Source organism: Amycolatopsis sp. SB7-3, from assembly GCF_041021335.1.
Classification (GTDB): Bacteria; Actinomycetota; Actinomycetes; order Mycobacteriales; family Pseudonocardiaceae; genus Amycolatopsis; species Amycolatopsis japonica.
This window is the reverse complement of sequence record NZ_JBFPJQ010000004.1, coordinates 218,585-244,355: the sequence shown is the minus strand read 5'-3', so window position 1 is coordinate 244,355 and position 25,771 is coordinate 218,585. Positions and strand designations below refer to the sequence as shown.

Below are 25,771 nucleotides of genomic sequence, written 5' to 3'. Positions count from 1 at the left end.
CCCTTCGACCACGCGAGGCCGCCAGTTTGAGATCCCGGCCTGCGCGGTGCTGGCGCGTCTCTGCTTGCCGGAGGTACATGAAGGCCCCCTTCCTTTACCTAGGCGCAAGGAAGGGGGCCTTCATGTACTCGGGAGAGCCTTGATGCGAGACCATTGTGACTGCTGGTGCGCCTGGGGCGAACGGGGCATTGCCTGGTCCGTGAAGGCCTCCTTGAGGGACTCTGGGTCCCTCAAGGAGGCCTTCACGGCACTCCACAGCGAGATGGCCACGCGGTGGCGGGCACTGGCGACAGCGTCTGGTAGAGATCACCGGGTGAGCAGCAGTCCCGAACCGACCCCTCTGTGGGACCTTCCGGAGCCGAAGGCCGAGCCGGCGCGGAAGGCGAAGCCGTCGCGCGCGAAAACGGCCAGCCGCCGCGGGGCGCAGAACCCCGCGCCCGAGAACCCGGTCGCGCGGATCGTCGTGGACATCCCGCTCACGCATCTCGACCGCACCTTCGACTACCGGATCCCCGAGAAACTGCACGAAGCCGCCGTCCCCGGTTGCCGGGTGCGGGTCCGGTTCGCCGGTCAGCTCGTCGACGGGTACCTCGTCGAGCGTGCCGACACCACGGAGTTCACCGGCAAGCTCGCGTACATCGACAGGGTGACCTCCAGCGAGCCCGTCCTGCCCCCGGCGCTGCTCACGCTCTGCCGGTCCGTCGCGGACCGCTACGGCGGCACCCTCAGCGACGTTCTGCGGCTCGCGATCCCGTCCCGGCACGCGAAGGCCGAGAGCGAACCGCCCGCCGAGCCCGCGCCGACGCCGGAACCGCCCGACACCACCGCCTGGAAGAAGTACCAGAGCGGTCCGGCGTTCCTGGAGGCCGTCGCGGAACGGCGTCCGGCCAACGCGGTCTGGCAGGCGCTGCCGGGGGAGGACTGGCCGCGCCGCCTCGCCGAAGCGGCCGCCGTCGCGGCTTCCGCGGGCCGGGGTGTGGTCATGGTCGTGCCCGACCATCGTGACCTGACCCGGCTGCACGACGCGTGCGTTTCCTTGCTGGGCGCCGAATCCGTGGTCGCGCTGATCGCGGGGCTCGGCCCCGCCGAGCGGTATCGCCGCTGGCTCGCGGTGCTGCGCGGCGCGGTGCGCGTCGTCGTCGGCACGCGTGCGGCGATGTTCGCGCCGGTCGCCGATCCCGGCCTGTTCGTGGTGTGGGACGACGGCGACGACGTCCACCTCGACCAGCACGCACCGTATCCACACGTCCGTGACGTGCTGATGGACCGCGCGCACGCCGCGAAGGGCTCCATGCTCGTCGCCGGTTTCGCGCGCACCGCCGAAGCGCAGTTCCTGGTGGAATCGGGCTGGGCGCAGCCACTCGTGGCCGCCCGGCCGGAACTGCGGGCGGCGGCGCCGAGGGTCACCCCGGTCGGAGAGGACTTCGACGTCGCCCGGGACGAAGCGGCCAAGGCCGCGCGGCTCCCGTCGGTCGCCTTCGAGGCGGCGCGACAGTCGCTGGCGGGCGGATTCCCCGTGCTGGTGCAGGTTCCGCGTCGCGGGTACGTCCCGGGGCTCGCGTGCGGCAACTGCCGGACGTCGGCGCACTGCCGTCGGTGCGCCGGGCCGCTTTCCTTGCCGGGCGGGCTGATCGACGGCGCGCCGAGACCGCCGGCCTGCCGGTGGTGCGGCGTCCCCGAGACGAACTTCCATTGCGTGGCTTGCGGTTCGGTGCGGCTGCGGGCGGTCGTCGTCGGGTCGAAGCGCACCGCGGAGGAACTGGGCCGCGCGTTCTCCGGATTCCCCGTACGGACCTCGGGTGCGACGGAGGTTTTGGCTTCGGTGCCCGGAAAACCGGCGCTGGTCGTGTGCACGCCGGGCGCCGAGCCGGTCGCGGAAGGCGGCTACGGCGCGGCGCTGCTGCTGGACGGCTGGGCGCTGCTGGGGCGGCAGGACCTGCGCGCGGGGGAGGAGACCCTGCGGCGCTGGATGGCTGCGGCGGCCCTGGTGCGGCCGGGGACCGAAGGCGGTCGCGTGTTCGTCGGCGCGGAAGCGGGCCTTTCGGTGGTGCAGGCTCTGGTGCGCTGGGACCCGGGCTGGCATGCGAGCCTCGAACTGGCGGAGCGGCGCGAACTCGGGTTCCCGCCCGCGATGCGGATGGCGAGTATCGAAGGCACCCCGGACGCGGTCGCCGGACTGCTCGACGACCTCGCCCTCCCGGAGACCGGCGAGGTGCTGGGCCCGGTGCCGCTCGGCGAGGTCGACGAGGACGGCAACGCCGAACGGGAGCGGGCGCTGGTGCGCGTCGCGCGTCCGGACGGGAAGGCGCTCGCCGCCGCCGTCCACGCTGCGGCCGCCCGGCGGGACGCGCGCAAGGCGTCCGAGCCCATCCGGATCCAGCTGGACCCGCTGGAGCTCATCTAGAGCCCCCGCGTTTCGTCCTCTGAATGCGGTGGTTCGACAGCGAACCATCGCATCCAGAGGACGAAATGCGTGGGGTCAGAGGGTCGTGCCGGGGGTCGCGAGGACGTCGGCGCGCGCCGGAGCGCCCGGAGCGGGCGAAGCGGGCTTCGTGGCGGAGCCGCCCAGAGCGGCGGTGAGCAGCGTGACGATCTGCGAGGAGATCGCCGCCCGCCGTGCCTCGAAATCGGCGTCGGTCAGGGCCGAAGGATCGGCGGGTGTGCCGAGGACGGGCGTGTGCAGGTGCCCGCCCGCGATCCCGGTCAGGCCAAGGCCCGTCCGGAGCCGGTTGCTTCTGAACATGGACTCATTGCTCAGGTAGTTGCCGCCGCCACCGGAAGCGGCGACTTCACCGGGCTTCGGCGCGTCCGTCCGGCACACCGCGGCCCCCGTCCCCGGTTTCGTGCTGTCCGGCCAGACGCAGAACGCCTCGTTGTACAGCACCTGATACGCCCCGGCGGGCGCGGCGAGCATCTTTTCGTACGGCAGCGTGGTTTCGATGAACTGGACGTCCGGCTGCGGCCAGCCGTCGGCGGGCGGGACCTGGCCGCGGACGGGCTCGTCGAGGTTGTCCGGGAAACCACCGCGCCACGCACCCGCCCACCGCTCGATGTCGAAGCGGCCGGGGCGCCCCTGACTGATCGTCATGATCAGCTCCGGACGGCGGAACCGGTCCTTGAACGCCTGGCCGTAAGCCGACTCGACGATTCCGGCGTCGAAGTAGCGCCACACCACCGGGAACGACACGGCCTGCACCAGCGCGGGCCCGGTCGGTGTCTGGATGGTCTTGCCGTCGAGATGCAGTGCCGCCGCGCCGGACGGGTTCGCGATGCGGACGCCCGCGCCGTTGAGGGTGAACGGATCGAACCCGCTCACCAGCACCCGGCGGAGCTTCGGGCCGGCGGGGAAGCGGGAATCGTCGAGGCCCCGCGCGCCGAAGTCGAACGTCTTCAGCAGCTCCGCCCGGGCGGGCGCGGACAGCGGGAAACGCGGCGTCCATTGCCGCAGCGCCTTGCTCATCTGGAGGCGGGCCCAGTAGAGCGGCCGGTCGTCGGCCTTATCGATGCTGCCGAGGTCGGGACGGCGGCCCTGCGCGCGGTCGACCGCGGTGCGCCAGAGCCCGTCACCGGCGGTCTCGGCGAGCTTCTCGGCCCGCAAAGCGGTCTTCGTGGCGCAGAGGCGCCTCGTGAAGTCGGAGACGAGCTTGTCGAGTCCGGCGAGCCGGACGAGTTCCGGGCCGACCGCGGGACCACCCGAAGGCATGGTCGCGGTGAGCCGCTTCTCCTCGACGGTGATCGCGGCGGAGTCGTCGAAGCAGGCACTCGCGCCTTCTGCCTGCGCGACACCGGGGACAGCGAGGACGGGAAGTGCGATGAGCAGCGGGAGGAAGGCGCCCCACCGCCTGCCGGAAGTCTTCATGGCCCGCATTCTGCTCATCCCGCCACGGCCGCACCACCGACGAACGCAGGTCTGGACGGGTCTTGTCCGGGGTGGACAGGCGGGGCAGACTCGCGCCATGGCCGCGCACAGAAGAACTCCGGTACGCATCACCGCAGTCACCGCGATCGCCGTCCTGGTCGGCACCGCCGCGCCGGGGATGGCGGCGGCCGCGCCACCGACGGCCAAATCGCCCACCGCCGTCGGCTATCTGGGCGCGGTGTCGAGTATCGACGCGGACGCGACCGCGATCGGCACGAAGATCCTGCGCGAAGGCGGCAACGCCGTCGACGCCGCCGTCGCGACGGCCGCCGCGCTCGGCGTCACCGACCCGTTCTCCGCCGGATTCGGCGGTGGCGGCTTCTTCGTCTACTACGACGCGCGCTCGGGCAAGGTGCACACGCTCGACGGCCGCGAGACCGCCCCGTCGACCGCGAACGAGAACCTCTTCGTCGAGAACGGCAAGGCGATCCCGTTCGCCGAGGCCGTCACCAGCGGACTGGGCGTCGGCGTGCCCGGCACGCCCGCCACCTGGCAGGAAGCCCTGCGCAAATGGGGGACCAAGTCGCTCGCGAAGGCGGTCAAACCCGCCGAAGACCTCGCGCGCAGGGGTTTCACCGTCGACCAGACCTTCAACACCCAGATCGCGAACAACGCCGCCCGGTTCTCGGCGTTCCCGTCCACCCGGTCGCTGTACCTGCCCGGCGGCGCGCCGCCCGCGGTCGGCTCGACGTTCAAGAACCCGGACCTCGCGGGCACGTACGCGCAGCTCGCCGCGAAGGGCACCGACGTGCTCTACCGCGGCCCGATCGGCGCGGACGTCGTCGACACCGTGCGGAAGCCGCCGGTCGACCCCGCGTCGGCGCTGAAGGTGCGCCCCGGTGACATGACCGCGGCCGACCTCGCGAAGTACCGCGTCGTCGAGCGGAAGCCGACGAAGACCCAGTACCGCGGTCTCGACGTCTACGGCATGCCCGCGCCGTCGTCCGGTGGGCTGACCGTCGGCGAGGCGCTGAACATCCTCGAGAACACGAAGCTCTCGAAGCTGGAGAAGGCCGACTACCTGCACTACTTCCTGGAATCGACCCGGTACGCCTTCGCCGACCGCAACCGTTGGATCGGCGACCCGGCCTTCGTCGACGTCCCGGCGAAGGAACTGATCAGCCAGAAGTTCGCCGACAGCCGCGCGTGCCTGATCGACCCCGCGAAGGCCGGGACGAGCCCGGTCGCGCCGGCGGACCCGCGCAAGCCCACCCCGTGCGTGGCCGGGACGAACCCCGCGCCGACCCCGTACGAGGGCGAGAACACCACGCATCTCACGGTCGCCGACCGGTGGGGCAACGTCGTCGCCTACACGCTGACCATCGAGCAGGAGGGCGGGAGCGGCATCGTCGTGCCGGGCCGCGGCTTCCTGCTCAACAACGAACTGACCGACTTCTCCTTCACCCCGGTGACGCCGGGCGTGCCCGACCCGAACCTGCCGGGCCCGGCGAAGCGGCCGCGTTCGTCGATGGCGCCGACCATCGTGCTCGAGGGCGGCAAGCCGTTCCTCGCCGTCGGCTCGCCCGGTGGCGCGTCGATCATCACCACGGTGCTGCAGATCCTCACCGGCCGTATCGATCGCGGGCTGAAGCTGGTCGACGCGATCGCCGAACCGCGCGCCTCGCAGCGGAACTCCGCGGCCGCGCAGGTGGAGCAGGCGTTCCTGGACCAGACCGAGGTGCTCAAGGTGCTGAAGGCCAAGGGGCAGGGCTTCTCGGCGACGCCCGCGGAGATCGGGGCGGCGACCGGCGTGGAGCGGCTGCGGGACGGCCGGTGGCTCGCCGCGGCCGAACCCACGCGCCGGGGAGGCGGCTCGGCGGCCGTCGTGCTGCCCTGGCCGCCGCGTTAAGGACGACTTCGCTCGCGAAGGCCTCTTCGGCCCTTTCGCGCGCTAGGAACGGTCCTTTCCTTGCGAAATTTGCAAGGAAAGGACCGTTCCTAGCAGCCGCCGCACCGCAGAGGGAGAGCGAGCGCGCCGGGGTGGTGAGCTCCTTCTAGACTGCAGAGCGATGTTCGCCCAGTCAGAGGTACCCGTCCCCCCGGCGGAGGTGCGTTGATGCGCCTCGTCTTCGCCGGCACCCCCGAACCCGCGGTCCCGTCGCTGCGCGCGCTGCTGGCGTCCGAGCAGCACGAGGTCGTCGCCGTCGTGACCCGTCCGGACGCCCAGGCAGGCCGCGGCCGCCGCGTCGTCCGGTCGCCGATCGGCGCGCTGGCCGACGAGCACGGGATCGAGGTGCTGACCCCGCCGAAGGCGAGCGACCCCGCGTTCCTCGCCCGGCTCGCGGAGATCGCGCCCGATGCGTGCCCCGTGGTCGCGTACGGGGCGTTGCTGCCCCAGGCCGCGCTGGACATCCCGGCGCACGGCTGGGTCAACCTGCACTTCTCGCTGCTGCCCGCGTGGCGTGGCGCCGCGCCGGTCCAGGCCGCGATCCGCGCCGGGGACGAGATCACCGGCGCCTCGACGTTCCGCATCGTCAAGGAACTCGACGCGGGCCCGGTCTACGGCGTGGTCACCGAGCAGATCGCCGCCACCGACACCGCGGGCGAACTGCTCGGCAGGCTGGCGGAGTCCGGGGCGAAGCTGCTCGTGTCCACGATGGACGGAATCGCCGACGGCTCACTGCGCGCGGTCGAGCAGACCGGCGACGGCGTGAGCTACGCGCCCAAGGTGACCGTCGAGGACGCGCGCGTGTCGTTCGCCGATCCGGCCGCCGCGGTCGACCGGCAGATCCGCGCGGTCACGCCGGAGCCGGGCGCGTGGGCGGAGTTCCGGGGTGAGCGGCTGAAACTCGGCCCGGTGACGGTCGTGGACGAGCCGGGGCCCCCGCCCGGCGAACTCGTCGTGGAGCGCAAGCGGGTGCTGGTCGGCACGGCGTCGAAGCCGGTGAGGCTGGGCGAGGTGCAGGCGCAGGGGAAGAAGCGGATGGCGGCCACCGACTGGGCGCGCGGTATGAGGATCGAACAAGGAGAGCGCCTGCAGTGAACGAGCGTAGGGAACGCCGGCCGTCGAGGCCGGATCGCGGCCGTCCGGGCCAGCGTAAAGAGGGGCCCAGCCGCCCGCCGCAGATCGACCCGGCCCGGCAGGTCGCCTTCGACGTCCTGCGCGCGGTCCGCGAAGACGACGCGTACGCGAACCTGGTGCTGCCGCAACTGCTGCGCAACCGCCGGATCTCCGGCCGCGACGCGGCGCTGGCCACCGAACTGACCTACGGCACCTGCCGCGCGGTCGGCATGCTGGACGCCGTCATCGCGGCCTGCCTGGACCGTCCGCTGGAGAAGGTCGACGCCATCGTGCTGGACGGCCTCCGGCTCGGCGCGTACCAGTTGCTGCGCACCCGCATCCCCCAGCACGCCGCCGTCGGGTCCACTGTGGACCTCGTCCGCGCCGAAGTCGGTTCCTGGATCGCGGGTTTCGTGAACGCGGTGCTGCGTTCGGTGTCCGAAAAGGACGAAGAGACCTGGCTGAACGAGCTGGCCCCCGACGAGGCCGCCGACCCGATCGGCGCCTACGCCCTGCGGACGGCGCATCCGCGCTGGGTCGCGCGGTCGTTCGCGGAAGCCTTGGGGGACAAGGGAGCGGAGCTGAAGGCGGCCCTGGAGGCCGACGACGACCGCCCCGACGTCCACCTGGTCGCCCGGCCCGGCGAGATCAGCGCCGAGGAACTGGCCGCCATCACCGGTGGCGACGTCGCGCCGTACTCGCCCTACGGCGTGCGGCTGCCCGCGGGCTCCGGTGACCCCGGCGACCTCGAGCCGATCAAGGAAAAGCTGGCCGCGGTGCAGGACGAAGGCAGCCAGCTGTGCGCCTACGCCGTCACGAGGGTCCCGGTCTCCGGCTCCGACGTGCGGTGGCTGGACCTGTGTGCCGGTCCGGGCGGCAAGGCGGCGCTGCTCGGCGCGCTCGCGGTGGCCGCGGGCGCGACCGTCGACGCCGTCGAGAAGGCGCCCCATCGCGCGAAGCTGATCGAGAAGGCCGTGCAGGACCTGCCCGTGACCGTGCACGTCGCCGACGGCCGTGAGACCGGTCTGGAACCGGGCTACGACCGCGTCCTCGTCGACGCGCCGTGCAGCGGTCTCGGCTCGCTGCGGCGCCGCCCCGAAGCACGCTGGCGCCGTCAGCCCAGCGACATCGCGGACCTGACGAAACTGCAGGGCCAGCTGATCACCGCGGCACTGGACCTGGTCCGGCCCGGCGGCATCGTCACCTACGTCGTCTGCTCGCCGCATCTGGCCGAGACCGAAGGCGTCGTGGGGGAGACCGCGCGCCGCGCCGGTACCCAGATCGTCGACGCGCGGGAGTTCTTCCCCGGCGTCCCGCAGCTCGGCAACGGCCCGTACGTCCAGCTGTGGCCGCACCGCCACGGCACGGACGCGATGTTCTGCGCCGTCCTGCGGAAGCCGGACACCGCCGGGTGAGCAGGGTCCTCGGCCTGGTCGCGAGCTCGTGCGGCGGACTGGACACCCGGTTCGCCGCGCAGCTCGCGAAACCGGCCGCGGACCGCGGCTGGGAGCTCGCCATCACGCTGACCCCCACCGCGGCCCGCTGGCTGGAGAAGACCGGCGGGCTCGGTGACCTGGAGAAGTGCACCGGGCTGCCGGTCCGCAGCACCTCCCGGCTACCGGGCGAACCCCGCCCGCATCCGGACCCCGAGGTGTTCCTGTTCGCGCCAGCGTCCGCCAACTCCGTGGCGAAACTGGCGCTCGGCATCGCCGACAACCAGGCGCTGACCCTGCTCGGCGACGTCCTCGGCACGCCGGGCATCACGATCGTGCTGGGCTACCAGATCCAGGACACACGGGTGCACCATCCGGCGTGGCGGCGCCATCTCGACACGCTCGCCTCCGCCGGGGTCACTACCACGAGGCTCACCCCGGAAACCGCTTGGACCTCGGTGCTGGACCTGCTCCCAGCGGTCTAGCGGGCGCAGAACGCCGTGTCGACCGCGGCCACCAGATGCGCCGACGCCCCGTCCGGCAGCGGGTCCTGGTTGACCACGACGTTCACCTTCTTCCCGTGCGGGACCGCCCCCGAGATGTTCGCGAAGCCGCGGAGGTTGCCGCCGTGGCCCCAGAACCTCCCGCCGCAGGACAGCGGCACCGACGCGATCCCGAGCCCGTATTCCGCTCCGGGGATGCCCAGGCCCGCCGGCACGGTCCGCTGCATCTCCGCCAGCTGTGCCCGGGGCAGGAGACGGCCGTCGACGAGCTCCCCGTAGAAGCGGTTCAGCTCCGCGCCGGTCGAAACGATCCCGCCGGAGGCCCCGGCGAGCGAGGGATCCAGTTCGGTGTAGTCGACGAGACCCGGCGCGTAGCCCCTGGCGTGCGGCAGCGGCAGGCGCTCGTCGCCGCGCAAGGGCAGGTAGGTGTGGCGCAGGCCGAGCGGCTCGGCGATCCTCTTCCGGATCTCGGTGGAGACCGAGCGGCCGGTGAGCTTCTCGATGAGCATGCCCGCGATGACGTAGTTCGTGTTGGAGTACCTCCAGTCCGTGCCCGGCGCGAAGTCCGGCGGATGCGCCAGGCCGACCGCCAGCAGTTCTCCCGGTTCGGCGCCGCGATGCCGCCACTCGTCGATGTCGAGATCGCGGACGTAGTTGTACAGCCCGCTCGTGTGCTGCAGCAGCTGTCGGACGGTGATCTTGGTGCCGTCGTTGCCGTTCCCGCGGACGAGACCGGGCAGGTAGCGGTCGATCGGCGTGTCCAGCCGCACCTTCCCCTCGGCGACGAGCTGCAGGACCACGACCGCGACGAAGGTCTTGGTGATGCTGGCCGCCCGGAACTTCGAGTCGTGCGGGAACGGTGTCCCGGTCTCGGCGTTCCCGACGCCCTCACGCTCCGACCACGACCGCCCCGACGGGCTCGTCACGGTCGCCTGCGCGCCGGGGACGCCGTCCTGCACCAGTGTTTTCAGCGCTTTGTCGACTTCGTCCCGCGGGTGGGTGACGGCCAGTGCCGGGGTGGCGGTCGTCGCGGCGAGCAGTGCGACCAGTGAACCGACGGCGACGATCTTCTTGCCTGGCAAGGATTTTCGCATGGATTCCACGCTAGGGAGGCGCGGACGCGGTGGCCATGGGGTGAACCCCCACACCTTACTGAGGTTTGCCCCACCATGTCGCTCAGCGCAGGCTGTGCCCTGGCGCGACGACGCCGGTCTCGTAGGCGAACACCACCGCCTGGCTCCGGTTCGCCGCGCCCAGTTTCCCGAAGATGTTGCCCACATGGGTCTTGACGGTTTCGAGGCTGATGACCAGCTCGGCCGCGATGTCCACATTGGACTTCCCGGTGGCGATGAGGCGCAGCACCTCGGTCTCCCGTTTCGTCAGCGACGACGGGCGGGGAGCGAGGCCGGACGGCGCCGGGCGCGCGGTGACCATCCGGCGGATCGCGTCGGGGAACAGCAGTGTCTCCCCGGCGGCGATCGTCCGGATGGCGTGCGCGAACTCCTCTTTGCGCGCCCGCTTCAGCAGGAAACCGCTCGCCCCGGCCAGCAGCGCGTCATAGACGTAGTCGTCGTTGTCGAACGTCGTGATCACGAGGACCTTCGGCGGGTCGGGGATTTCGGCGAGCACCCGCCGGGTCGCCTCGATCCCGTCCACCCCGGGCATGCGCACGTCCATCAGGACCACGTCGGGATGTGTCCGCCGCACCAGATCGACCACCTCGCCGCCGTCGTCCGCCTCGCCGACCACGGTCAGATCCGGCTGGTTGTCCAGCAGGGAACGCAAACCGGCTCGCAGCAAGGGTTCGTCGTCGACGATCAGGACGCGCAGTGTCATGAGCGCGACCGTAGCGGGATCGTGGTCACCAGCCGCCACAACGGTTCCCCGTCGACGGCGGGCCCCGCGACGAGCTCCCCGCGCAGGGCCTCGACGCGTTCGGTGAGCCCCGGCAGCCCGTTGCCGCCGCGGCCGGAGGCGGCCGCGTGCTCCATGAGCGGGTTCACGATCTCGATCCGCAACGCGTCGGCGAGTACCGCGACCCGCACGCTCACCGGGCCGGGATGGGCGTGCCGCAACGCGTTCGTCAGTCCTTCTTGGACGATCCGGTACGCCTCCCGCGAAAGGGTCGCGGGCAGTTCGGCGGCCGGGCCGGTGAGCTCGTAGTCGATCTCCGCGCCGCCCGCGCGGGCCCGTTCGGCCAACGTCCCGGCCTCGATGAGCCGCCGTTCGGGCTCACGGGACGACCGGTCCTCCCGCAGCAGGCCGAGTACGTGGTCGAGGTCTTCGAGCGCCGCCCTCGAAGACTCCTCGATGGTGCCCAGCGCCCGGCGCACCAGTTGCGGTTCGGAATCGACCAGTTCGGCGGCCGCGGCGGCCTGGATGGTCGACGTCGTCAGCGTGTGCCCGATCGAGTCGTGCAGTTCGCGGGCCAGCCGGTTGCGCTGCTCGAAATGGTTCGCCCGGACTTCCGCCGCGGCGACGCGCTCGGTGGCGGACGGGCCCAGCAGGGCGACCGCGGCGTACTGGAACAGCTTGCTGAAACCGGCGAGGACGTAGGCGATGACGACGAGCGTGACCAGCGCGATCGGCAGCGTCCACAGCCCGCCGGTGCCCGATTCGATCGTCACCCGTTCCCCGAAGAACTCGATGGGGCTGCCGCCGCCTCCCGCCCACACGACGGCGAACACGAAGCCGAGCATCAGGAAACAGCCGAGGCCGAACAGCACCCAGCCGAGCGCGGTGTGCACGAGCAGCCAGGCCGCCGAGCGCCAGCGCTCCGCCCAGGCGACCTTCGTGTGCTGCGGAGGCTGCGCGATCCGGGTGTCCAGCATCTGGTTGGAGAACCAGATACCGACCCGGCGCATCGGTCCGGGCAAACCGGCCAGCACGACCAGGACACTCATGGCGAGCACGCCGTAGACCATCTTCGCCCACACGTCACCCGGGACGAGGACGGCGGGAATGAGCGCGACGGGGAACGGGATCGCCGTCATCGCCATGCCGAGGAGTCCGAACGGGACGCTGCGGTAGCTGCCGATCCGCACGAGGGGCTTGAGTGGGTTGACCATGAGGGGAACGCTATTCGGCGGCGTGTGCGCGCACCTCCCACTGCGGTGCCATTTCGCGTCATACTCCAGACCGGGTCGACGGTCACAGCCGGTTAGCGGGCGTTAGCGGCGTCCTCCTACACTCGGGCGCGTGGCTCACCGACCTTTGATCGCACCCAGCATCCTCTCCGCGGACTTCGCCCGGCTCGGCGACGAGATCCGTGCCGTCGCGGGGGAGGGGGACACCCGCGCGGACTGGGTCCACGTCGACGTCATGGACGCGCACTTCGTGCCGAACCTGACCCTGGGCCTGCCCGTGGTGCAGTCGCTGCTCAAGGCCACCGACGTCCCCATCGACTGCCACCTGATGATCGAGAACCCCGACAAGTGGGCCATCGGGTACGCCGAAGCGGGCGCTTACAACGTCACCGTGCACGTCGAGGCCGCGCACGACCCGATCGCGCTGGCGAAGAACCTGCGCGCCGCCGGGGCGAAGGCCGGCCTGTCGATCAAGCCGAACACGCCGATCGAGGACCACCTCGAGACCCTCAAGCACTACGACACGCTCCTGGTGATGTCGGTCGAGCCCGGTTTCGGCGGCCAGTCGTTCATCGAGGGCGTCCTCGACAAGGTCCGCACCGCGCGGCGCCTGGTCGACACCGGCCACCTCAAGCTCGTCGTCGAGATCGACGGCGGGATCAACGCCGACACCATCGAGCAGGCCGCCGAAGCCGGAGTGGACTGCTTCGTCGCCGGTTCCGCCGTCTACGGCGCCGAAGACCCAGGTAAGGCCGTCGCGGCGCTTCGCGAGCAGGCGGCCCGCGTCCGCGGCTGATCCCGCCTCGTGATCCGCCGTCGGGTCAGGAGAAGGAATCGGCCGCGATGGGTGTTGGATGAGGGGAGCACCGTTCTTAGCGGCGGTGCGAGCCAGGAGGAGGGCAGCAGGAGTGTTCACCGGCATTGTCGAGGAACTCGGCGAGGTCACCGCGGTCGAGCAGGTCCCGAACGCCGCGAGACTGACCGTTCGGGGGCCGCTGGTGACCAGCGACGCCGGGCACGGCGACTCCATCGCGGTGAGTGGCGTGTGCCTCACCGTGGTCGCGGTGGCGGGCGGTGAGTTTACCGTCGATGTCGTGCACGAGACCCTACAGCGCTCCAGCCTCGCGAAGGTGCAGGTCGGCGACGTCGTAAACCTCGAACGCGCGACGCCGGCCGGCGGCAGGCTCGGCGGGCACATCATGCAGGGCCATGTCGACGGCACCGGCGTCTTCCTCAACCGCGACGAGCAGGGACTCACCACGTTCGCGCTGCCGAAGAAGCTGTCCCGGTACGTCGTCGAGAAGGGGTCGATCGCGGTCGACGGTGTCTCCCTCACGGTCGCTTCGGTGACCGACGAGGAGTTCTCCGTCGCTCTGATCCCGACCACCCTCGAACTCACCACGCTCGGCCGGAACACCCCGGGCGACCTGGTGAATCTCGAGGTGGACGTGGTCGCCAAGTACGTCGAGAAGCTGGCCATGCCGCACCTGCGCGCGCAGGGGGACAATGGCGGTACGGAGGAGCGGGCGTGAGCGAGACGAGTGCGATTCCGGGGTCGGCCGATCTGACCCCCTGTGCGGGCGGGGTGGTGGCAGTGAACGCCGATGCCATCGAGGCGGCGATCGCCGACATCAAGGCGGGCCGTCCGGTCGTCGTGGTGGACGACGAGGACCGTGAGAACGAGGGCGACCTGATCTTCGCGGCGGAGAAGGCCACGCCGGAGCTGATGGCGTTCATGGTGCGCTACACCTCGGGTTACGTCTGCGTGGCGCTGACCGAGGCCGAGGCGGACCGGCTCGACCTGCCGCCGATGTACCACACGAACCAGGACCAGCGCGGCACCGCGTACAGCGTCACGGTCGACGCCGCCAAGGGCATCACCACCGGGATCTCCGCGGCCGACCGGTCGCATACCGTCCGCCTGCTCGCCGACCCGGCGTCCAAGGCGTCGGACTTCCGGCGCCCCGGCCACGTGGTCCCGCTGCGCGCCAAGCAGGGCGGCGTCCTGCGGCGCCCGGGGCACACCGAAGCCTCCGTCGACCTGGCCCGGCTGGCCGGGCTTTCGCCGTCCGGGGTGCTCTGCGAGATCGTGTCGCAGAAGGACGAGGGTGACATGGCCCGCCGCGACGAACTCGAGGTCTTCGCCGCGGACCACGACCTCAAGATGATCACCATCGCCGACCTGATCGCGTACCGGCGGCGCACCGAGAAGCAGGTCGAGCGGGTCGCCGAGGCGCGGATCCCGCTGAACGCGGGCACGTTCCGCGCGGTCGGGTACGACAGCCTGCTCGACGGCATCGAGCACATCGCGTTCGTCTACGGCGAGATCGGCGACGGCGAGGACATCCTGGTCCGCGTGCACTCCGAGTGCCTGACCGGTGACGTGTTCGGCTCGCTGCGCTGCGACTGCGGCCCGCAGCTGGAGGCCGCGCTGGAAGCGGTGGCCAAGGAAGGCCGCGGCGTCGTGCTCTACATCCGCGGCCACGAGGGCCGCGGTATCGGGCTGCTGCACAAACTGCAGGCCTACCAGCTGCAGGACGCCGGCGCGGACACCGTCGACGCGAACCTGCAGCTCGGCGTCCCCGCCGACGCGCGGGACTACGGCACCGGCGCGCAGATCCTGTGCGACCTCGGCGTCCGCTCGATGCGGCTGCTGACGAACAACCCGGCCAAACGCGTCGGGCTGGAGGGCTACGGCCTGCGGGTCACCGGGCGGGTCGCGCTGCCGATCTCGCCGAACCCGGAGAACCTGCGCTACCTCAAGACCAAACGGGACCGGATGGGGCACGACCTGTCCCAGCTGGAGCATTTCGACCAGGTCGGCGCCGAGGTCGACCAGGGCAACGGAGGTGGCACGCGGTGAGCGGCGAAGGCCGTCCGGACGTCGAACTCGACCTGTCCGACTGTAAGAACATCCGGCTCGGGATCGTGGCCACGCGCTGGCACACGAAGATCACGAGCGCCCTGCTGGACCGCGCCCTCGATGCGGCCAAGGCGGCCGACCTGGAGGAGGAGCCGACGGTCGTGCGCGTCGCGGGCGCCGTCGAACTGCCCGTCGCCGCGCAGGCGCTGGCCCGTACGCACGACGCGGTGGTCGCGCTGGGCGTGGTCATCCGGGGCGGGACGCCGCATTTCGAGTACGTCTGCGACGCGGTCACCGCGGGGCTGACCAGGGTCGCGCTCGACGAGAGCACCCCGGTCGGCAACGGCGTCCTCACCTGCGACACCGAGCAGCAGGCCCTCGACCGGTCGGGTCTGCCCGGCTCCGTCGAGGACAAGGGCTACGAAGCGACGGTCGCCGCGCTGGACGCCGCGCACGCGCTGCGGAACCTGCGCCAGCCGTGGACCGAGCGGGGATTCGTGTGAGCGTCGAGGCGGATGTGATGACGGAGTCCGAGGTCGTGGTGGTGCGGCCCCGCCGCGCCCTGGTGATGTGCTCCGTGCTGGCGGTGATCCTGCTGGCGACGTTCGTGGTCGTCGCGGTGCTGCTGCGCGGCTCGGACACCGGCGTGATCTTCCAGCCGTCCGACCAGGCGGCGATGATCGGCATCGGCGTCCTGCTCGCCGCGGGCACGATGCTGTTCGCGACCGCGCGCGTGAAGGCCGACGCGGACGGCATCGAGGTCCGGAACGTGCTGATGACCAAGAAGTTCGCGTGGAGCGAGGTGCTCTCGGTGAGCTTCCCGGACGGCGCCTCGTGGGCCCGGCTGGAGCTGCCGGAGGACGAGTACTACTCGGTCATGGCCGTGCAGGCGGTGGACCGGGAACGCGCGGTGGCGGCGGTGCGGGCGCTGCGGCGGCTGCACAAGGCGGCCTGGGAGGGCTGACGCTCGCCTTTTCCCGACCGGGCGCGTTTAGTCCTCTGAATGCGATCTTTGCGGTGTGCAAGTACGTGAAGGCCCCCTCGCCGGCTCCTTCGAGTGCTAGGAATGGTCCTTTCCTGGCAAATTTTGCAAGGAAAGGACCGTTCCTAGCATCCGGGCAGGCTGCGTTCGTCGGGCTCACTCAAGTGTCATGAAAGGGCCGTTCAGGACGAAAAACGTCCTGAACGGCCCTTTCATGACATCCGGGACCACCCGCAGGCCCCTCAGAGCGAAAGATCCACCACGATCGGCGCGTGGTCCGAGGGCCCCTTCCCCTTCCGCGCCTCACGGTCCACATAGGAATCCGTCACCGCACCCGCCACGACGGCGTCGGCGTACACGAGGTCGATCCGCATTCCCTTGTTGTTCGGGAAGTTCCCGGCCCGGTAGTCCCAGTACGTGAACGGGTGGTCGTACTTCAGCGGCCGCGGGAACACGTCGGACAGCCCGAGGTCCCGCAGCGCGGCGAGCGCCTTCCGCTCCGGTTCGGTCACGTGCGTCGATTCGGCGAACACGCCGATGTCCCAGACGTCCGCGTCGGTCGGCGCGATGTTGAAGTCGCCGAGCACCGCGAACGGCAGTCCGCGCGCCTGCTCCTCCCGCACGGTCGCCTCCAGCGCGGAGAGCCAGGCGAGTTTGTAGCCGTAGTGCGGGTTCTCCAGGTCGCGCCCGTTGGGCACGTACACCGACCACAGCCGCAGCCCGCCGCAGGTGGCGCCGATGGCCCGCGCGTCGGTCTTGTCCTCGAAGGTGGGCTCGCCGGTCAGCCCGCGTGTCACGTCCTCCAGCCCGACGCGCGACAGGATCGCGACACCGTTCCAGCGCCCGATGCCGTAGGCGGCCGTCTCGTAGCCCAGCTCCCGCACCGCTTCGACGGGGAAGGCGTCGGTGCCGCTCTTGAGTTCCTGCAGGCACAGCACGTCCGGCTGAGCCGAACCGAGCCACTCCAGCACCCTCGGCAGCCGGGGCCCGATCGAGTTCACGTTCCAGGTCGCGATCCGCATGCCCGCGAGCGTCCCACACCCCACCGACACCCCGACGTGAAAGGGGCCCCTGCCGCGACGGGTCACGTCGCGGCAGGGGCCCCGGCCGGGGTGGAGGTCAGACCCCGGTGGTCGAGCGGATCCAGGAGCGGGCCGAAGCGACGCTGCCGTAGTTGTTGGTGCCGCGGATGTTCGAGCCGCTCTGGTTCTGCACGGTCGAAGCGACACCGACCTGGACGCCGTTGGAGACCTGGGGGCCGCCCGAGTCGCCCTTCCACGCCGAACCGTCGATGCCGACGCTCTGGATGGCCGGGCCACCGTAGGCGTCGGTCGAGCTGCCCGAGACGCGCACGTTGGCGACCTTCAGCGCCGAGGCGGGCGGGCCGGTCGGGGTCTCGCGGCCCCAGCCGTAGAGCTGGTTGGTGCTGCCGACCGACGGGTTCGAGCTCGCCAGGGTGATCGGCGTGACGCCGGCGTCGGAGGCCAGGTGCAGCAGCGAGATGTCGGAGCCGGCCGGCGAGGACACCTTGCGGTCGACGGCGATCTCACGGCCGCCCTGCAGCTGGTTGCTGCCGACGCGGACCCGCATGCCGGTGCCGTCGGAGTCGAGGCAGTGCTTGGCGGTCAGCACCCAGCGCTGGGCGATGACGCTGCCGGAGCAGTTGAACCCGTCCCACTGACGGCCCGGGGTGTTGACGTAGACCTGGGCGCCCCAGCTCACGGTGGGGGCGGTGCCGCCGCCCACGATGTTGGGCTGGACACCGGTCGGGGTGCCCGCGGAGGCGACAGCGCCCGCGGTCATGGTGAGGGCTGCGGCGGCGAGGGTGGCGGCGCCCAGCGTACGAAGACGGCTCACGGTGCAGGAGTCCTTTCGAGCGTCATCTGACGAAGAACCGAATGAAGTGGAACTGGGACGGAAAGTAATCAACCGATTCACCCGCCAGGTACCAACGAACGTCGGTTACGGCGGAAGACCCGACTTAGGTCGGTATGCGTGGCGAAAGACGGACCGGATGGTGGGAATGGCCACTCGAAGGGTTGACCGGACCGCGCGTAAGGACGGGGCCTCGTAAGACTGTCGGTGGTGCCCCATAGGCTTGTCGACGTGGCTGACCCGACCACCTACCGTCCCTCGCCGGGGAGCATCCCGGACGCCCCTGGCGTGTACAAATTTCGTGACGCCACGAAGAGGGTCATCTATGTCGGCAAGGCGAAAAGCCTCCGAAGCAGGCTGAACTCGTACTTCGCCGACATCACGGGCTTGCACCCGCGCACCCGCCAGATGGTGACGACGGCGGCGAGCGTCGAGTGGACCGTCGTGGGCACCGAGGTCGAGGCGCTCCAGCTCGAATACAACTGGATCAAGGAGTTCGACCCGCGGTTCAACGTCCGGTACCGCGACGACAAGAGCTACCCCGTCCTCGCCGTCACGATGAACGAGGAGTACCCGCGCCTGCACGTCTATCGCGGCGCGCGCAAGAAGGGCGTGCGGTACTTCGGCCCGTACGCGCACGCCTGGGCCATCCGCGAAACGCTCGACCTGCTGCTCCGCGTCTTCCCGGCACGCACCTGCTCGGCGGGCGTCTTCAAACGGCACGGCCAGATCGGCAGGCCGTGCCTGCTCGGCTACATCGGGAAATGCTCCGCGCCATGCGTCGGCAAGGTCTCCGCCGACGAGCACCGCGAGATCGTCGAGGATTTCTGCGACTTCCTCGCCGGCCGCACCGACGCGCTGATCCGCCGTCTAGAACAGGAAATGGCGGCCGCGTCCGAAGAGCTGGAGTTCGAGCGAGCCGCGCGGCTGCGTGACGACCTCGGCGCGCTGCGGCGCGCGATGGAGAAGCAGGCGGTCGTGCTCGGCGACGGCACCGACGCTGACGTCGTCGCCTTCGCCCACGACGAGCTCGAAGCCGCCGTCCAGGTCTTCCACGTACGCGGCGGCCGGGTCCGCGGGCAGCGCGGCTGGGTGATCGACAAGGCCGAAGAGATGGACGTCAAGGATCTCGTCGACCACTTCATCACGCAGTTCTACGGCGAACAGGCCGAACGCGCGGACGATCCCGACGGTGGCTCGCCGGTGCCGCGCGAGGTGCTCGTCCCCGAGCTGCCCGCCGACGCGGAAGCCCTCGGCGAATGGCTGTCCGGGCTGCGCGGGTCGAGGGTGAGCCTGCGGGTGCCGCAGCGCGGCGACAAACGCGCGCTCGCCGAAACCGTGACACGCAACGCCGGAGAGGCGTTCACCCAGCACAAACTGCGCCGCGCGGGCGACCTCACCGCGCGCTCGGCCGCACTGGCGGAACTGCAGGACTACCTGGCGCTGGAAACCGCGCCGCTGCGCATCGAATGCGTCGACATCAGCCATATCCAGGGCAGCGACGTGGTCGCTTCGCTCGTGGTGTTCGAGGACGGTATCCCGCGCAAGTCCGAGTACCGGCGTTTCGCCTTGCGTGAGGCCGCGGAAGAGGGCGACGTCGCGTCGATCGCGGAGGTCGTCCGCCGCCGGTTTTACCGGTATCTCAAGGAAAACGCCGAAGGGGTCGATCCGGACCGGCCGGGTATCGACCCGGAGACCGGCAAACCGCGCAAGTTCGCCTACGCGCCGAACCTGCTCGTCGTCGACGGCGCTGGCCCGCAGGCCACCGCCGCCGCGGACGTGCTCTCCGAACTGGGCGTCACCGACATCGCCGTGGTCGGCCTGGCGAAGCGGCTGGAGGAGGTGTGGCTGCCGGGAGATCCCGATCCGGTGATCCTGCCGCGCACCTCCGACGCGTTGTATCTGTTGCAGCGGCTGCGCGACGAGGCGCACCGCTTCGCCATCCGGTACCACCGCGAGAAGCGGTCCAAGCGGATGCAGGTGTCCGCATTGGACGGTGTGCCGGGGCTGGGGCAGGCTCGTCGTACCGCGCTGATCAAGCATTTCGGCTCGGTGAAGAAACTCCGCGAAGCGCGGATAGAAGAGATCGAGGCGGTGCCCGGCTTCGGCAGGCGCACCGCCGAAGCGGTCGTCGCGGCGCTCGCAGGGGAGTCCGCGGCGGCGGGGGAGTCCAGTACGTGATCGGTGAAGGGACCATTGTGAGTGCGCAAGAAGAGGGCCGCGGTTCCGGGATGGAGGTCGCGGTCGTTTCCGGTCTGTCCGGCGCCGGCCGCAGCACCGCCGCGAAATGCCTGGAGGACCTGGGCTGGTTCGTGGTGGACAACCTGCCGCCCGAGCTGATCGCGACCATGGTCGAGCTCGGCGCACAGGCGCGGGGCGCGATCACCAAGGTCGCCGTGGTGATGGACGTGCGTTCGCGCGCGTTCACCGACGACCTGGCTTCGGTCATCAAGGATCTCGACGCCCGCGGGTACAAGCCGCGCGTCCTGTTCCTGGAGGCCACCGACGCGGTGCTGGTGCGCCGGTTCGAGGCCGTCCGCCGCGGCCACCCGATGCAGGGCGACGGCAGGCTCGCCGACGGCATCACGGCCGAGCGCACGCTCCTGGAGCCGCTGCGGGAAGAGGCCGACCTCGTGCTCGACACGTCGTCGCTTTCGGTGCACGACCTGCGCGCCAAGATCGAGGACGCCTTCGGCTCCGAGGCGAGCACGCAGACCAGGGTCACCGTGCTGTCGTTCGGCTACAAGTACGGCCTGCCGATGGACGCCGACCTGGTGATGGACGTCCGCTTCCTGCCGAACCCGTTCTGGATCCCGGAACTGCGCGACCACACCGGTCTCGAGGGCGAGGTCCGCAACTACGTGCTCAGCCAGGAAGGCGCGGACGAGTTCCTCGACCGCTACCACCAGCTGCTGCGCCTGATCGGCGCGGGCTACAAGCGTGAGGGCAAGCGGTACCTGACGCTGGCCGTCGGCTGCACCGGCGGAAAGCACCGCAGCGTCGCCATCTCCGAGGAGCTCGCCCAGCGTCTGTCCAATGAGGACGGTATGGCCGTGAAGGTGGTGCACCGCGACCTTGGCCGCGAGTAGCGCACCGCGCGCGGTGGCCCTGGGCGGCGGGCACGGCCTGCACGCCACCCTCACCGCCTTGCGCCGGGTGACCTCGCAGGTCACCGCCGTGGTCACCGTCGCGGACGACGGGGGCTCGTCCGGCAGGCTGCGCCGGGAACTGGGGCTGCTGCCGCCGGGCGACCTGCGGCAGGCCTTCGCCGCGTTCGCCGCCGAAGACGGCGGGACGTTGTGGGCGGAGGTGTTCCAGCACCGCTTCGGCGGCGACGGCGCGCTCGCCGGGCACGCGGTCGGGAACCTGTTGCTGGCCGGGTTGTTCGAGGTACTCGGCGACCCGGTCGCCGCGCTCGACGAGGCGAGCAGGCTCATGGGCATCTCCGGCCGGGTCCTGCCCATGTCACCCGAACCGCTGGAGATCCAGGGCGAGGTTTCGGGGCTGGACGCCGAGAATCCCGAGGCGCTGCGGCGGATCCGCGGCCAGGTGGCGGTGGCGACGACCCCGGGGCAGGTGCACCGGATCAGTCTTCACCCGACCGGGCAGGCCGACCGGCCGCCGCGCGGCTGTGCCGAGGCGATCGAGGCCGTGCTCGACGCGGACGTGGTGTTCCTCGGTCCGGGTTCGTGGTTCACGAGTGTGCTGCCCCATCTGCTGGTGCCGGATCTGCACGACGCGTTGCTCCGAACGGACGCCACGAAGGTGGTGATCCTCAACCTGATCCCCCAACCGGGGGAGACGGCGGGATTCTCGCCGGAGAAGCATTTGGACGTACTCTTCGAACACGCCCCGGAATTACGGGTGGACGCGGTCATCGCGGACCGGGACTCGGTGCCCTCACCAGCCCGGTTGCGGGACGCGGCCGGGAGACTGGGCGCGCGGGCGTTGCTGGGGGCGGTGGCTGACCCGGTCGTGACGGGGCGGCATGATCCTGATGCGCTCGCGGGCTGTATGCGAGACGCTCTCGGTCTCACCGGGGGAGGAGCTGAAGGTATGGAGGGGCAGCGATGGCGATGACCGCCGCCGTGAAGGACGAGCTGAGCCGGCTGGAGATCACCAAGATCGGCCCGCGCCGCGCGGAGGTCGCGTCGATGCTGCGATTCGCGGGCGGGCTGCACATCGTGGCCGGCCGCGTCGTGGTGGAGGCCGAACTCGACACCGGTTCGGTGGCGAGGCGGCTGCGCAAGGAGATCCACGAACTGTACGGACACCAGTCCGACGTGCACGTCATTTCCTCCAGCGGCTTGCGCAAGGGCACGCGGTACGTCGTCCGGGTGGTCAAGGACGGCGAGGGGCTCGCCCGGCAGACCGGTCTGATCGACCAGCGCGGCCGCCCGGTGCGCGGGCTGCCCGCCGCCGTCGTGTCCGGTGGCGTCGCCGACGCGGAAGCCGCCTGGCGCGGCGCGTTCCTGGCGCACGGTTCGCTCACCGAACCCGGTCGTTCGTCGTCGCTCGAGGTCACCTGCCCCGGCCCCGAGGCCGCGCTGGCGCTCGTCGGCGCCGCCCGGCGGATGGGCATCCAGGCCAAGTCGCGCGAGGTCCGCGGCGCGGACCGGGTCGTGGTGCGCGACGGTGACGCGATCGGTGCCCTGCTGACCCGGCTCGGCGCGCACACGAGCGTGCTCGCCTGGGAAGAGCGGCGGATGCGCCGCGAGGTGCGTGCCACCGCGAACCGGCTCGCGAACTTCGACGACGCGAACCTGCGGCGTTCGGCCCGCGCGGCCGTCGCGGCGGCGGCCAGGGTCGAGCGGGCGCTGGACATCCTCGGCGAATCCGCCCCGGAGCACCTGCTCGCCGCGGGCAAGCTGCGGCTGTCGAACCGGCAGGCCTCGCTGGAGGAACTGGGCCAGCTGTCCGATCCGCAGATGACCAAGGACGCCGTCGCCGGCCGGATCCGCCGCCTGCTGGCGATGGCCGACAAAAAGGCGAAGGAACAAGGCATTCCGGACACCGAATCCGCTGTCACCCCGGACATGCTGGAAGAAGACGAGGCCTGACCCTCCCGCATTTAGTCCTCTGGATGCGGTACTTGCACGCGCAAGGACCGCATCCAGAGGACTAAACGCGGTGTTCGCCGAAGACGTCGCAGGTGGCCGGGTCGCCGTCGAGGGCGGCGGTCGCGAGGAGGACGGCGCCCGAGGTCCACGTGGTGCGCTCGTCCGGCCAGAATTCCTCGTCCGCGAACTGGTAGCCGGTCCAGTACGAGCCGTCGTCGTGGTGTAGCCGGGCAAGGCACGCGAGGAGTTCAGTCGCGCGGGCACGGTCGCCGCGAGTGGCTAGGGTGAGCGCCAGTTCGGCCGTCTCGCCGCCGGTCGCCCACGGCTCGTGGTGCACGCACCGCACCCCGAGCCCGGGTTCGACGAACCGGTCCCAGCCCGCCGCCAGCCGCTCCGTCGCGTCGGCGCCGGTGACGACGGAGCCCAGAATCGGGTAGTACCAATCCATCGCGTGCGGTTTCGCGGCGAACAGCCCCGGCTCGCCGAGCAGGGCGGCACGCAGCCGGTGCGCCGCGACTCGCCATTGTGGACGGTCCAGCCCTCGCACGGAGGCGAGCGCGAGCGCCTGCGTCAGCGCGTGATGGATGCTGGCGCAGCCCGCGACCAGCCGGATCTCGGGATCGTCGCGCCAGGAGATGGCGCCCGACGGTTGCTGCCGCCGCAGGACGGCGTCGATGGCCTTGTCCACGACCGGCCACATCCGGTCCAGCCAGGCGTGATCCCCGGTCCGCAGGAAGTGGTGCCGGACTCCGACCGCGACGTACGCGGTGAAGTTCGTGTCCATAGTGGACAAATCGACGCGGCCGTCGCGGTACCGGGCCGCCCAGGACCCGTCAGGGCGCTGGTTGCGGAGCAGCCATTCGTACGCGGCTTCGGCTTCCGCGTGCAGCCCGGCCACGTCGAGACCCATCGCGGCTTCGAGATGATTCCACGGATCGAGGTGCCCGCCGGTCTCCCAGGGGATCCCGCCGTCCCGCCACTGCATGGCCGCGATGGTGGCGGCGGTGGCCTTCACGGTTTGCGCGCGTAGACGACGAGGCTCTTGCCGAGCACCGGATTCAGCGCCCATTCGGCGAACCGCACCGGCCGGGGGCTCCGCATGATGTCCCAGACCAGGAACCGGTGGTACAGCGCGCAAAGCGGGTGCTCCTCGTCGGGGCCGACCGCGCATTTCAGCCACCAGTACGGCGAATGCAGGGCGTGCGCGTGATGGCCGCCGGTCGTCCGCAACCCGGCCTCGGTGAGCTTGCCGAGCAGTTCGCGCCGCCGGTAGATCCGGATGTGCCCGCCTTCGACCTCGTGATACGCGTCCGAGAGCAGCCAGCAGATCCGCTCCGGCCACCAGCGCGGCACGGTCGCCACCAACCGTCCGCCCGGCGCCAGCACACGGCTCGCCTCCGCGAGCACCGCGCGGTCGGCATGGATGTGTTCCAGGGTCTCGGCGACGATCACCCGGGTGAAGGAGCCGCTCGGGAACGGCAACCGGAGTGCGTCCGCGCGGACGGCCAGCGCCGAAGCCGTGCCGGGTGCCTCGCCCGCCTCTGCCAGGTTGGCGAACATGTCCCGCACGTGTTTGAGCGCGGTGTCGTCGAGGTCGGCGGCGACCACGTCCGCGCCGCGTTTGTAGGCCTCGTACGCGTGACGGCCGTCCCCGCAGCCGAGGTCGAGCACCCGGTCGCCGGGGCCGACGGGGAACCGGTCGAAATCGACGGTCAGCACTCCGCACGCTCCCGGCCGAGGACGCGCCGGTAGTGCGCCGCGGTCTCCTCGGCGGTGCGCCGCCAGCTCAGCGCGCCCGCCGTCGCCAGCCCCCGGGCCGCGAGGTCGGCGCGCAGGTGTTCGTCGCCGAGGACCTTGGTGAGCGCTTCCGCGAGCGCCGGGACATCGCCCGGCGGCACCAGGATCCCCGCGTCACCCACGACTTCGGGCAGGGCGCCGCCGGTCGTCGCGACGACCGGTGTCCCGCAGGCCATGGCCTCGGCGGCCGGCAGCGAGAACCCCTCGAACAATGAAGGTATGCAAGCGATTTCGGCCGAACACAGCAGCTGTGCGAGTTCTTCGTCGGCCAGCCCGCTGACGAAGCGGACGTCGGCGCCAGGGCCGAGCCGGGCGAGTGCCCGCGCCGCCGGGCCGTCCGGCTTCGGTTTGCCGACGATCACCAGTTCGCCTTCGATCCGGTCCGACGCCGCCAGCAGGTGTTCGAGCCCCTTCAACGGTTCGTCCGCGCTGGCGGTGGCCACGACCCGGCCGGGGACGCGCGGGATCTCGGGTCGCGGCCGGAAGATCCGGGTGTCCGCGGCGAGCGGGACGACGTGGATCCCTTCCTCCGGAACGCCCATCTCCCGGCCGATGGCCGCACGGGAAGCCCGCGAAACGGTCAGCGCGGGCAGCCGCCGCGCGACGCGGTGCTGCATCTCCACGAAGCCGTACCACCGCGCGACTCGCGCCGCCTCCCGTCCGGTGACGGTCGCGAGCTTCAGTGCCCGGTCCACGGCGATGGGATGGTGGATCGTGGCGAGTGTCGGCAGTCCACAGTGGAGCATCCCGTAGCCGAGTCCCTGGTTGTCGTGGACGATGTCGAACTCGCCCCGGCGCTTCGCGAGATGGCGCGCGGCACGCAGGGAGAACGCGAGGGGTTCGGGGAAACCGCCGCGGCGCATGCCGAGGAATTCCACCCACGACGGCAGGTCGCGCAGCTCGCGCGGCCGCGGGGTCCGGAACGGGTTCGGCTCCGCGAACAGGTCGAGGCCCGGGATCTTCGTCAGCCGCACGCCCTCATCGACCTCCGGATAGGGAGGCCCGGACAGCACCTCGACGCGATGCCCCAGCGCGGCGAGTTCGCGGCTCAGATGCCGGACGTACACGCCCTGACCGCCGCTGCGCGGGTTTCCGCGGTAGGTCAGGAGCGCGATGCGCAGGGCGCTCACCGCTCACTCCCGCGCGCCCCAGTGATCGAGCTGCTCGCGGATCTTCCGGGTTTCGTCGTGCCGTTCGCCGCGGACCTCGACGGAATCGGCGAGCAGCAGGGTCCAGGTCGAAAGCGCCTCGG

Annotated in this window: 23 protein-coding genes; 14 read left to right on the top strand and 9 right to left on the bottom strand. The window is 71.1% G+C overall.

The genetic code is table 11. The features are described 5' to 3' along the window. Window positions 1-313: 313 nt before the first annotated feature. Window positions 314-2,404 (top strand): primosomal protein N', encoded by a 2,091-nt coding sequence (locus AB8M46_RS28655; RefSeq protein WP_394362258.1) that lies wholly within the window; start codon window positions 314-316, stop codon window positions 2,402-2,404. Between the two features lie 75 nt (window positions 2,405-2,479). Here AB8M46_RS28655 and AB8M46_RS28650 read toward each other — a convergent pair whose 3' ends face one another. Further along, window positions 2,480-3,859, bottom strand: coding sequence for a hypothetical protein (locus AB8M46_RS28650; protein ID WP_394362257.1), 1,380 nt, complete (start codon window positions 3,857-3,859; stop codon window positions 2,480-2,482). A gap of 97 nt (window positions 3,860-3,956) precedes the next feature. On the opposite strand from AB8M46_RS28650, the gene ggt reads away from it, so the two are divergent. From ggt to AB8M46_RS28630, 4 genes are all read left to right on the top strand, one after another. Then, a complete protein-coding gene (ggt, locus tag AB8M46_RS28645; protein ID WP_394362256.1) occupies window positions 3,957-5,768 on the top strand; it encodes a gamma-glutamyltransferase in 1,812 nt (603 codons plus the stop codon). Between the two features lie 207 nt (window positions 5,769-5,975). Next, a complete protein-coding gene (fmt, locus tag AB8M46_RS28640; RefSeq protein ID WP_394362255.1) occupies window positions 5,976-6,902 on the top strand; it encodes a methionyl-tRNA formyltransferase in 927 nt (308 codons plus the stop codon). Next, entirely contained in the window at window positions 6,899-8,335 is a 1,437-nt protein-coding gene (locus tag AB8M46_RS28635; protein WP_394362254.1) for an RsmB/NOP family class I SAM-dependent RNA methyltransferase, read from the top strand. The genes fmt and AB8M46_RS28635 overlap by 4 nt, the downstream gene beginning before the upstream one ends. After that, window positions 8,332-8,838 carry a flavoprotein gene (locus AB8M46_RS28630; protein ID WP_037343965.1) on the top strand — a complete coding sequence of 169 codons (507 nt, stop codon included), beginning with the start codon at window positions 8,332-8,334 and terminating at the stop codon, window positions 8,836-8,838. Before AB8M46_RS28635 ends, AB8M46_RS28630 begins: the two co-directional genes overlap by 4 nt. On the opposite strand, the gene AB8M46_RS28625 is transcribed toward AB8M46_RS28630, so the two are convergent. The 3 genes from AB8M46_RS28625 to AB8M46_RS28615 all read right to left on the bottom strand — a co-directional run bounded on the left by AB8M46_RS28625 (window position 8,835) and on the right by AB8M46_RS28615 (window position 11,924). Then, on the bottom strand, window positions 8,835-9,950 hold the full coding sequence (locus tag AB8M46_RS28625) for a serine hydrolase domain-containing protein (RefSeq protein ID WP_394362253.1): 1,116 nt from the start codon (window positions 9,948-9,950) through the stop codon (window positions 8,835-8,837). The two genes, AB8M46_RS28630 and AB8M46_RS28625, sit on opposite strands and share 4 nt — an antisense overlap. 82 nt (window positions 9,951-10,032) lie before the next feature. Continuing rightward, on the bottom strand, window positions 10,033-10,692 hold the full coding sequence (locus AB8M46_RS28620; protein WP_037343968.1) for a response regulator transcription factor: 660 nt from the start codon (window positions 10,690-10,692) through the stop codon (window positions 10,033-10,035). Further along, window positions 10,689-11,924 (bottom strand): sensor histidine kinase, encoded by a 1,236-nt coding sequence (locus AB8M46_RS28615; protein ID WP_394362252.1) that lies wholly within the window; start codon window positions 11,922-11,924, stop codon window positions 10,689-10,691. Before AB8M46_RS28615 ends, AB8M46_RS28620 begins: the two co-directional genes overlap by 4 nt. A 145-nt stretch (window positions 11,925-12,069) precedes the next feature. Here AB8M46_RS28615 and rpe point away from each other — a divergent pair, with 145 nt between their 5' ends. From rpe to AB8M46_RS28590, 5 genes are all read left to right on the top strand, one after another. Next, window positions 12,070-12,738 carry a ribulose-phosphate 3-epimerase gene (gene rpe / locus AB8M46_RS28610; protein ID WP_007029650.1) on the top strand — a complete coding sequence of 223 codons (669 nt, stop codon included), beginning with the start codon at window positions 12,070-12,072 and terminating at the stop codon, window positions 12,736-12,738. Between the two features lie 112 nt (window positions 12,739-12,850). Further along, window positions 12,851-13,474 (top strand): riboflavin synthase, encoded by a 624-nt coding sequence (locus AB8M46_RS28605; RefSeq protein ID WP_125736379.1) that lies wholly within the window; start codon window positions 12,851-12,853, stop codon window positions 13,472-13,474. A 56-nt stretch (window positions 13,475-13,530) separates the two neighbouring features. Then, window positions 13,531-14,805 carry a bifunctional 3,4-dihydroxy-2-butanone-4-phosphate synthase/GTP cyclohydrolase II gene (locus tag AB8M46_RS28600; RefSeq protein WP_394362429.1) on the top strand — a complete coding sequence of 425 codons (1,275 nt, stop codon included), beginning with the start codon at window positions 13,531-13,533 and terminating at the stop codon, window positions 14,803-14,805. Continuing rightward, entirely contained in the window at window positions 14,802-15,308 is a 507-nt protein-coding gene (gene ribH, locus AB8M46_RS28595; protein WP_394362251.1) for a 6,7-dimethyl-8-ribityllumazine synthase, read from the top strand. Before AB8M46_RS28600 ends, ribH begins: the two co-directional genes overlap by 4 nt. A 17-nt stretch (window positions 15,309-15,325) precedes the next feature. Beyond that, window positions 15,326-15,769 carry a PH domain-containing protein gene (locus AB8M46_RS28590; RefSeq protein WP_037344534.1) on the top strand — a complete coding sequence of 148 codons (444 nt, stop codon included), beginning with the start codon at window positions 15,326-15,328 and terminating at the stop codon, window positions 15,767-15,769. 260 nt (window positions 15,770-16,029) lie between these two features. On the opposite strand, the gene AB8M46_RS28585 is transcribed toward AB8M46_RS28590, so the two are convergent. Together AB8M46_RS28585 and AB8M46_RS28580 are read right to left on the bottom strand one after the other, a co-directional pair. Beyond that, entirely contained in the window at window positions 16,030-16,809 is a 780-nt protein-coding gene (locus AB8M46_RS28585; protein ID WP_037343974.1) for an exodeoxyribonuclease III, read from the bottom strand. Window positions 16,810-16,906: 97 nt separating this feature from the next. Then, window positions 16,907-17,644: a trypsin-like serine protease gene (locus AB8M46_RS28580; protein ID WP_037343975.1), complete on the bottom strand. Its 738-nt coding sequence runs from the start codon at window positions 17,642-17,644 to the stop codon at window positions 16,907-16,909. A gap of 249 nt (window positions 17,645-17,893) precedes the next feature. On the opposite strand from AB8M46_RS28580, the gene uvrC reads away from it, so the two are divergent. Genes uvrC through whiA form a run of 4 tightly spaced genes read left to right on the top strand, consistent with a single transcriptional unit; the run spans window position 17,894 to window position 22,722 of the window. Beyond that, entirely contained in the window at window positions 17,894-19,843 is a 1,950-nt protein-coding gene (gene uvrC / locus AB8M46_RS28575; RefSeq protein WP_350585770.1) for an excinuclease ABC subunit UvrC, read from the top strand. A gap of 50 nt (window positions 19,844-19,893) precedes the next feature. Continuing rightward, window positions 19,894-20,751, top strand: a complete 858-nt coding sequence (rapZ, locus tag AB8M46_RS28570; protein WP_034311885.1) for an RNase adapter RapZ — start codon at window positions 19,894-19,896, stop codon at window positions 20,749-20,751. Continuing rightward, window positions 20,738-21,742 (top strand): uridine diphosphate-N-acetylglucosamine-binding protein YvcK, encoded by a 1,005-nt coding sequence (gene yvcK, locus AB8M46_RS28565; RefSeq protein WP_051972587.1) that lies wholly within the window; start codon window positions 20,738-20,740, stop codon window positions 21,740-21,742. The genes rapZ and yvcK overlap by 14 nt, the downstream gene beginning before the upstream one ends. Then, window positions 21,733-22,722 carry a DNA-binding protein WhiA gene (whiA, locus tag AB8M46_RS28560; RefSeq protein WP_005152315.1) on the top strand — a complete coding sequence of 330 codons (990 nt, stop codon included), beginning with the start codon at window positions 21,733-21,735 and terminating at the stop codon, window positions 22,720-22,722. The genes yvcK and whiA overlap by 10 nt, the downstream gene beginning before the upstream one ends. A 61-nt stretch (window positions 22,723-22,783) precedes the next feature. On the opposite strand, the gene AB8M46_RS28555 is transcribed toward whiA, so the two are convergent. Genes AB8M46_RS28555 through AB8M46_RS28545 form a run of 3 tightly spaced genes read right to left on the bottom strand, consistent with a single transcriptional unit; the run spans window position 22,784 to window position 25,649 of the window. Further along, on the bottom strand, window positions 22,784-23,737 hold the full coding sequence (locus tag AB8M46_RS28555; RefSeq protein ID WP_394362250.1) for a prenyltransferase/squalene oxidase repeat-containing protein: 954 nt from the start codon (window positions 23,735-23,737) through the stop codon (window positions 22,784-22,786). Continuing rightward, window positions 23,734-24,441: a class I SAM-dependent methyltransferase gene (locus AB8M46_RS28550; protein ID WP_037343981.1), complete on the bottom strand. Its 708-nt coding sequence runs from the start codon at window positions 24,439-24,441 to the stop codon at window positions 23,734-23,736. The genes AB8M46_RS28555 and AB8M46_RS28550 overlap by 4 nt, the downstream gene beginning before the upstream one ends. Continuing rightward, the gene (locus AB8M46_RS28545) at window positions 24,435-25,649 is read right to left on the bottom strand and encodes a glycosyltransferase family 4 protein (RefSeq protein WP_394362249.1); all 1,215 of its coding nucleotides are present in this window, start codon (window positions 25,647-25,649) and stop codon (window positions 24,435-24,437) included. The genes AB8M46_RS28550 and AB8M46_RS28545 overlap by 7 nt, the downstream gene beginning before the upstream one ends. Between the last annotated feature and the right edge of the window lie 122 nt (window positions 25,650-25,771).

What these genes read in the sequence shown, in the direction of transcription:
- AB8M46_RS28650 (WP_394362257.1), bottom strand. Translation starts at nt 3,859, where the DNA reads ATGAAGACTTCCGGCAGGCGGTGGGGCGCCTTCCTCCCGCTGCTCATC.
- ggt (WP_394362256.1), top strand. Translation starts at nt 3,957, where the DNA reads ATGGCCGCGCACAGAAGAACTCCGGTACGCATCACCGCAGTCACCGCG.
- fmt (WP_394362255.1), top strand. Translation starts at nt 5,976, where the DNA reads ATGCGCCTCGTCTTCGCCGGCACCCCCGAACCCGCGGTCCCGTCGCTG.
- AB8M46_RS28625 (WP_394362253.1), bottom strand. Translation starts at nt 9,950, where the DNA reads ATGCGAAAATCCTTGCCAGGCAAGAAGATCGTCGCCGTCGGTTCACTG.
- AB8M46_RS28620 (WP_037343968.1), bottom strand. Translation starts at nt 10,692, where the DNA reads ATGACACTGCGCGTCCTGATCGTCGACGACGAACCCTTGCTGCGAGCC.
- AB8M46_RS28615 (WP_394362252.1), bottom strand. Translation starts at nt 11,924, where the DNA reads ATGGTCAACCCACTCAAGCCCCTCGTGCGGATCGGCAGCTACCGCAGC.
- AB8M46_RS28590 (WP_037344534.1), top strand. Translation starts at nt 15,326, where the DNA reads ATGACGGAGTCCGAGGTCGTGGTGGTGCGGCCCCGCCGCGCCCTGGTG.
- AB8M46_RS28585 (WP_037343974.1), bottom strand. Translation starts at nt 16,809, where the DNA reads ATGCGGATCGCGACCTGGAACGTGAACTCGATCGGGCCCCGGCTGCCG.
- rapZ (WP_034311885.1), top strand. Translation starts at nt 19,894, where the DNA reads ATGGAGGTCGCGGTCGTTTCCGGTCTGTCCGGCGCCGGCCGCAGCACC.
- whiA (WP_005152315.1), top strand. Translation starts at nt 21,733, where the DNA reads ATGGCGATGACCGCCGCCGTGAAGGACGAGCTGAGCCGGCTGGAGATC.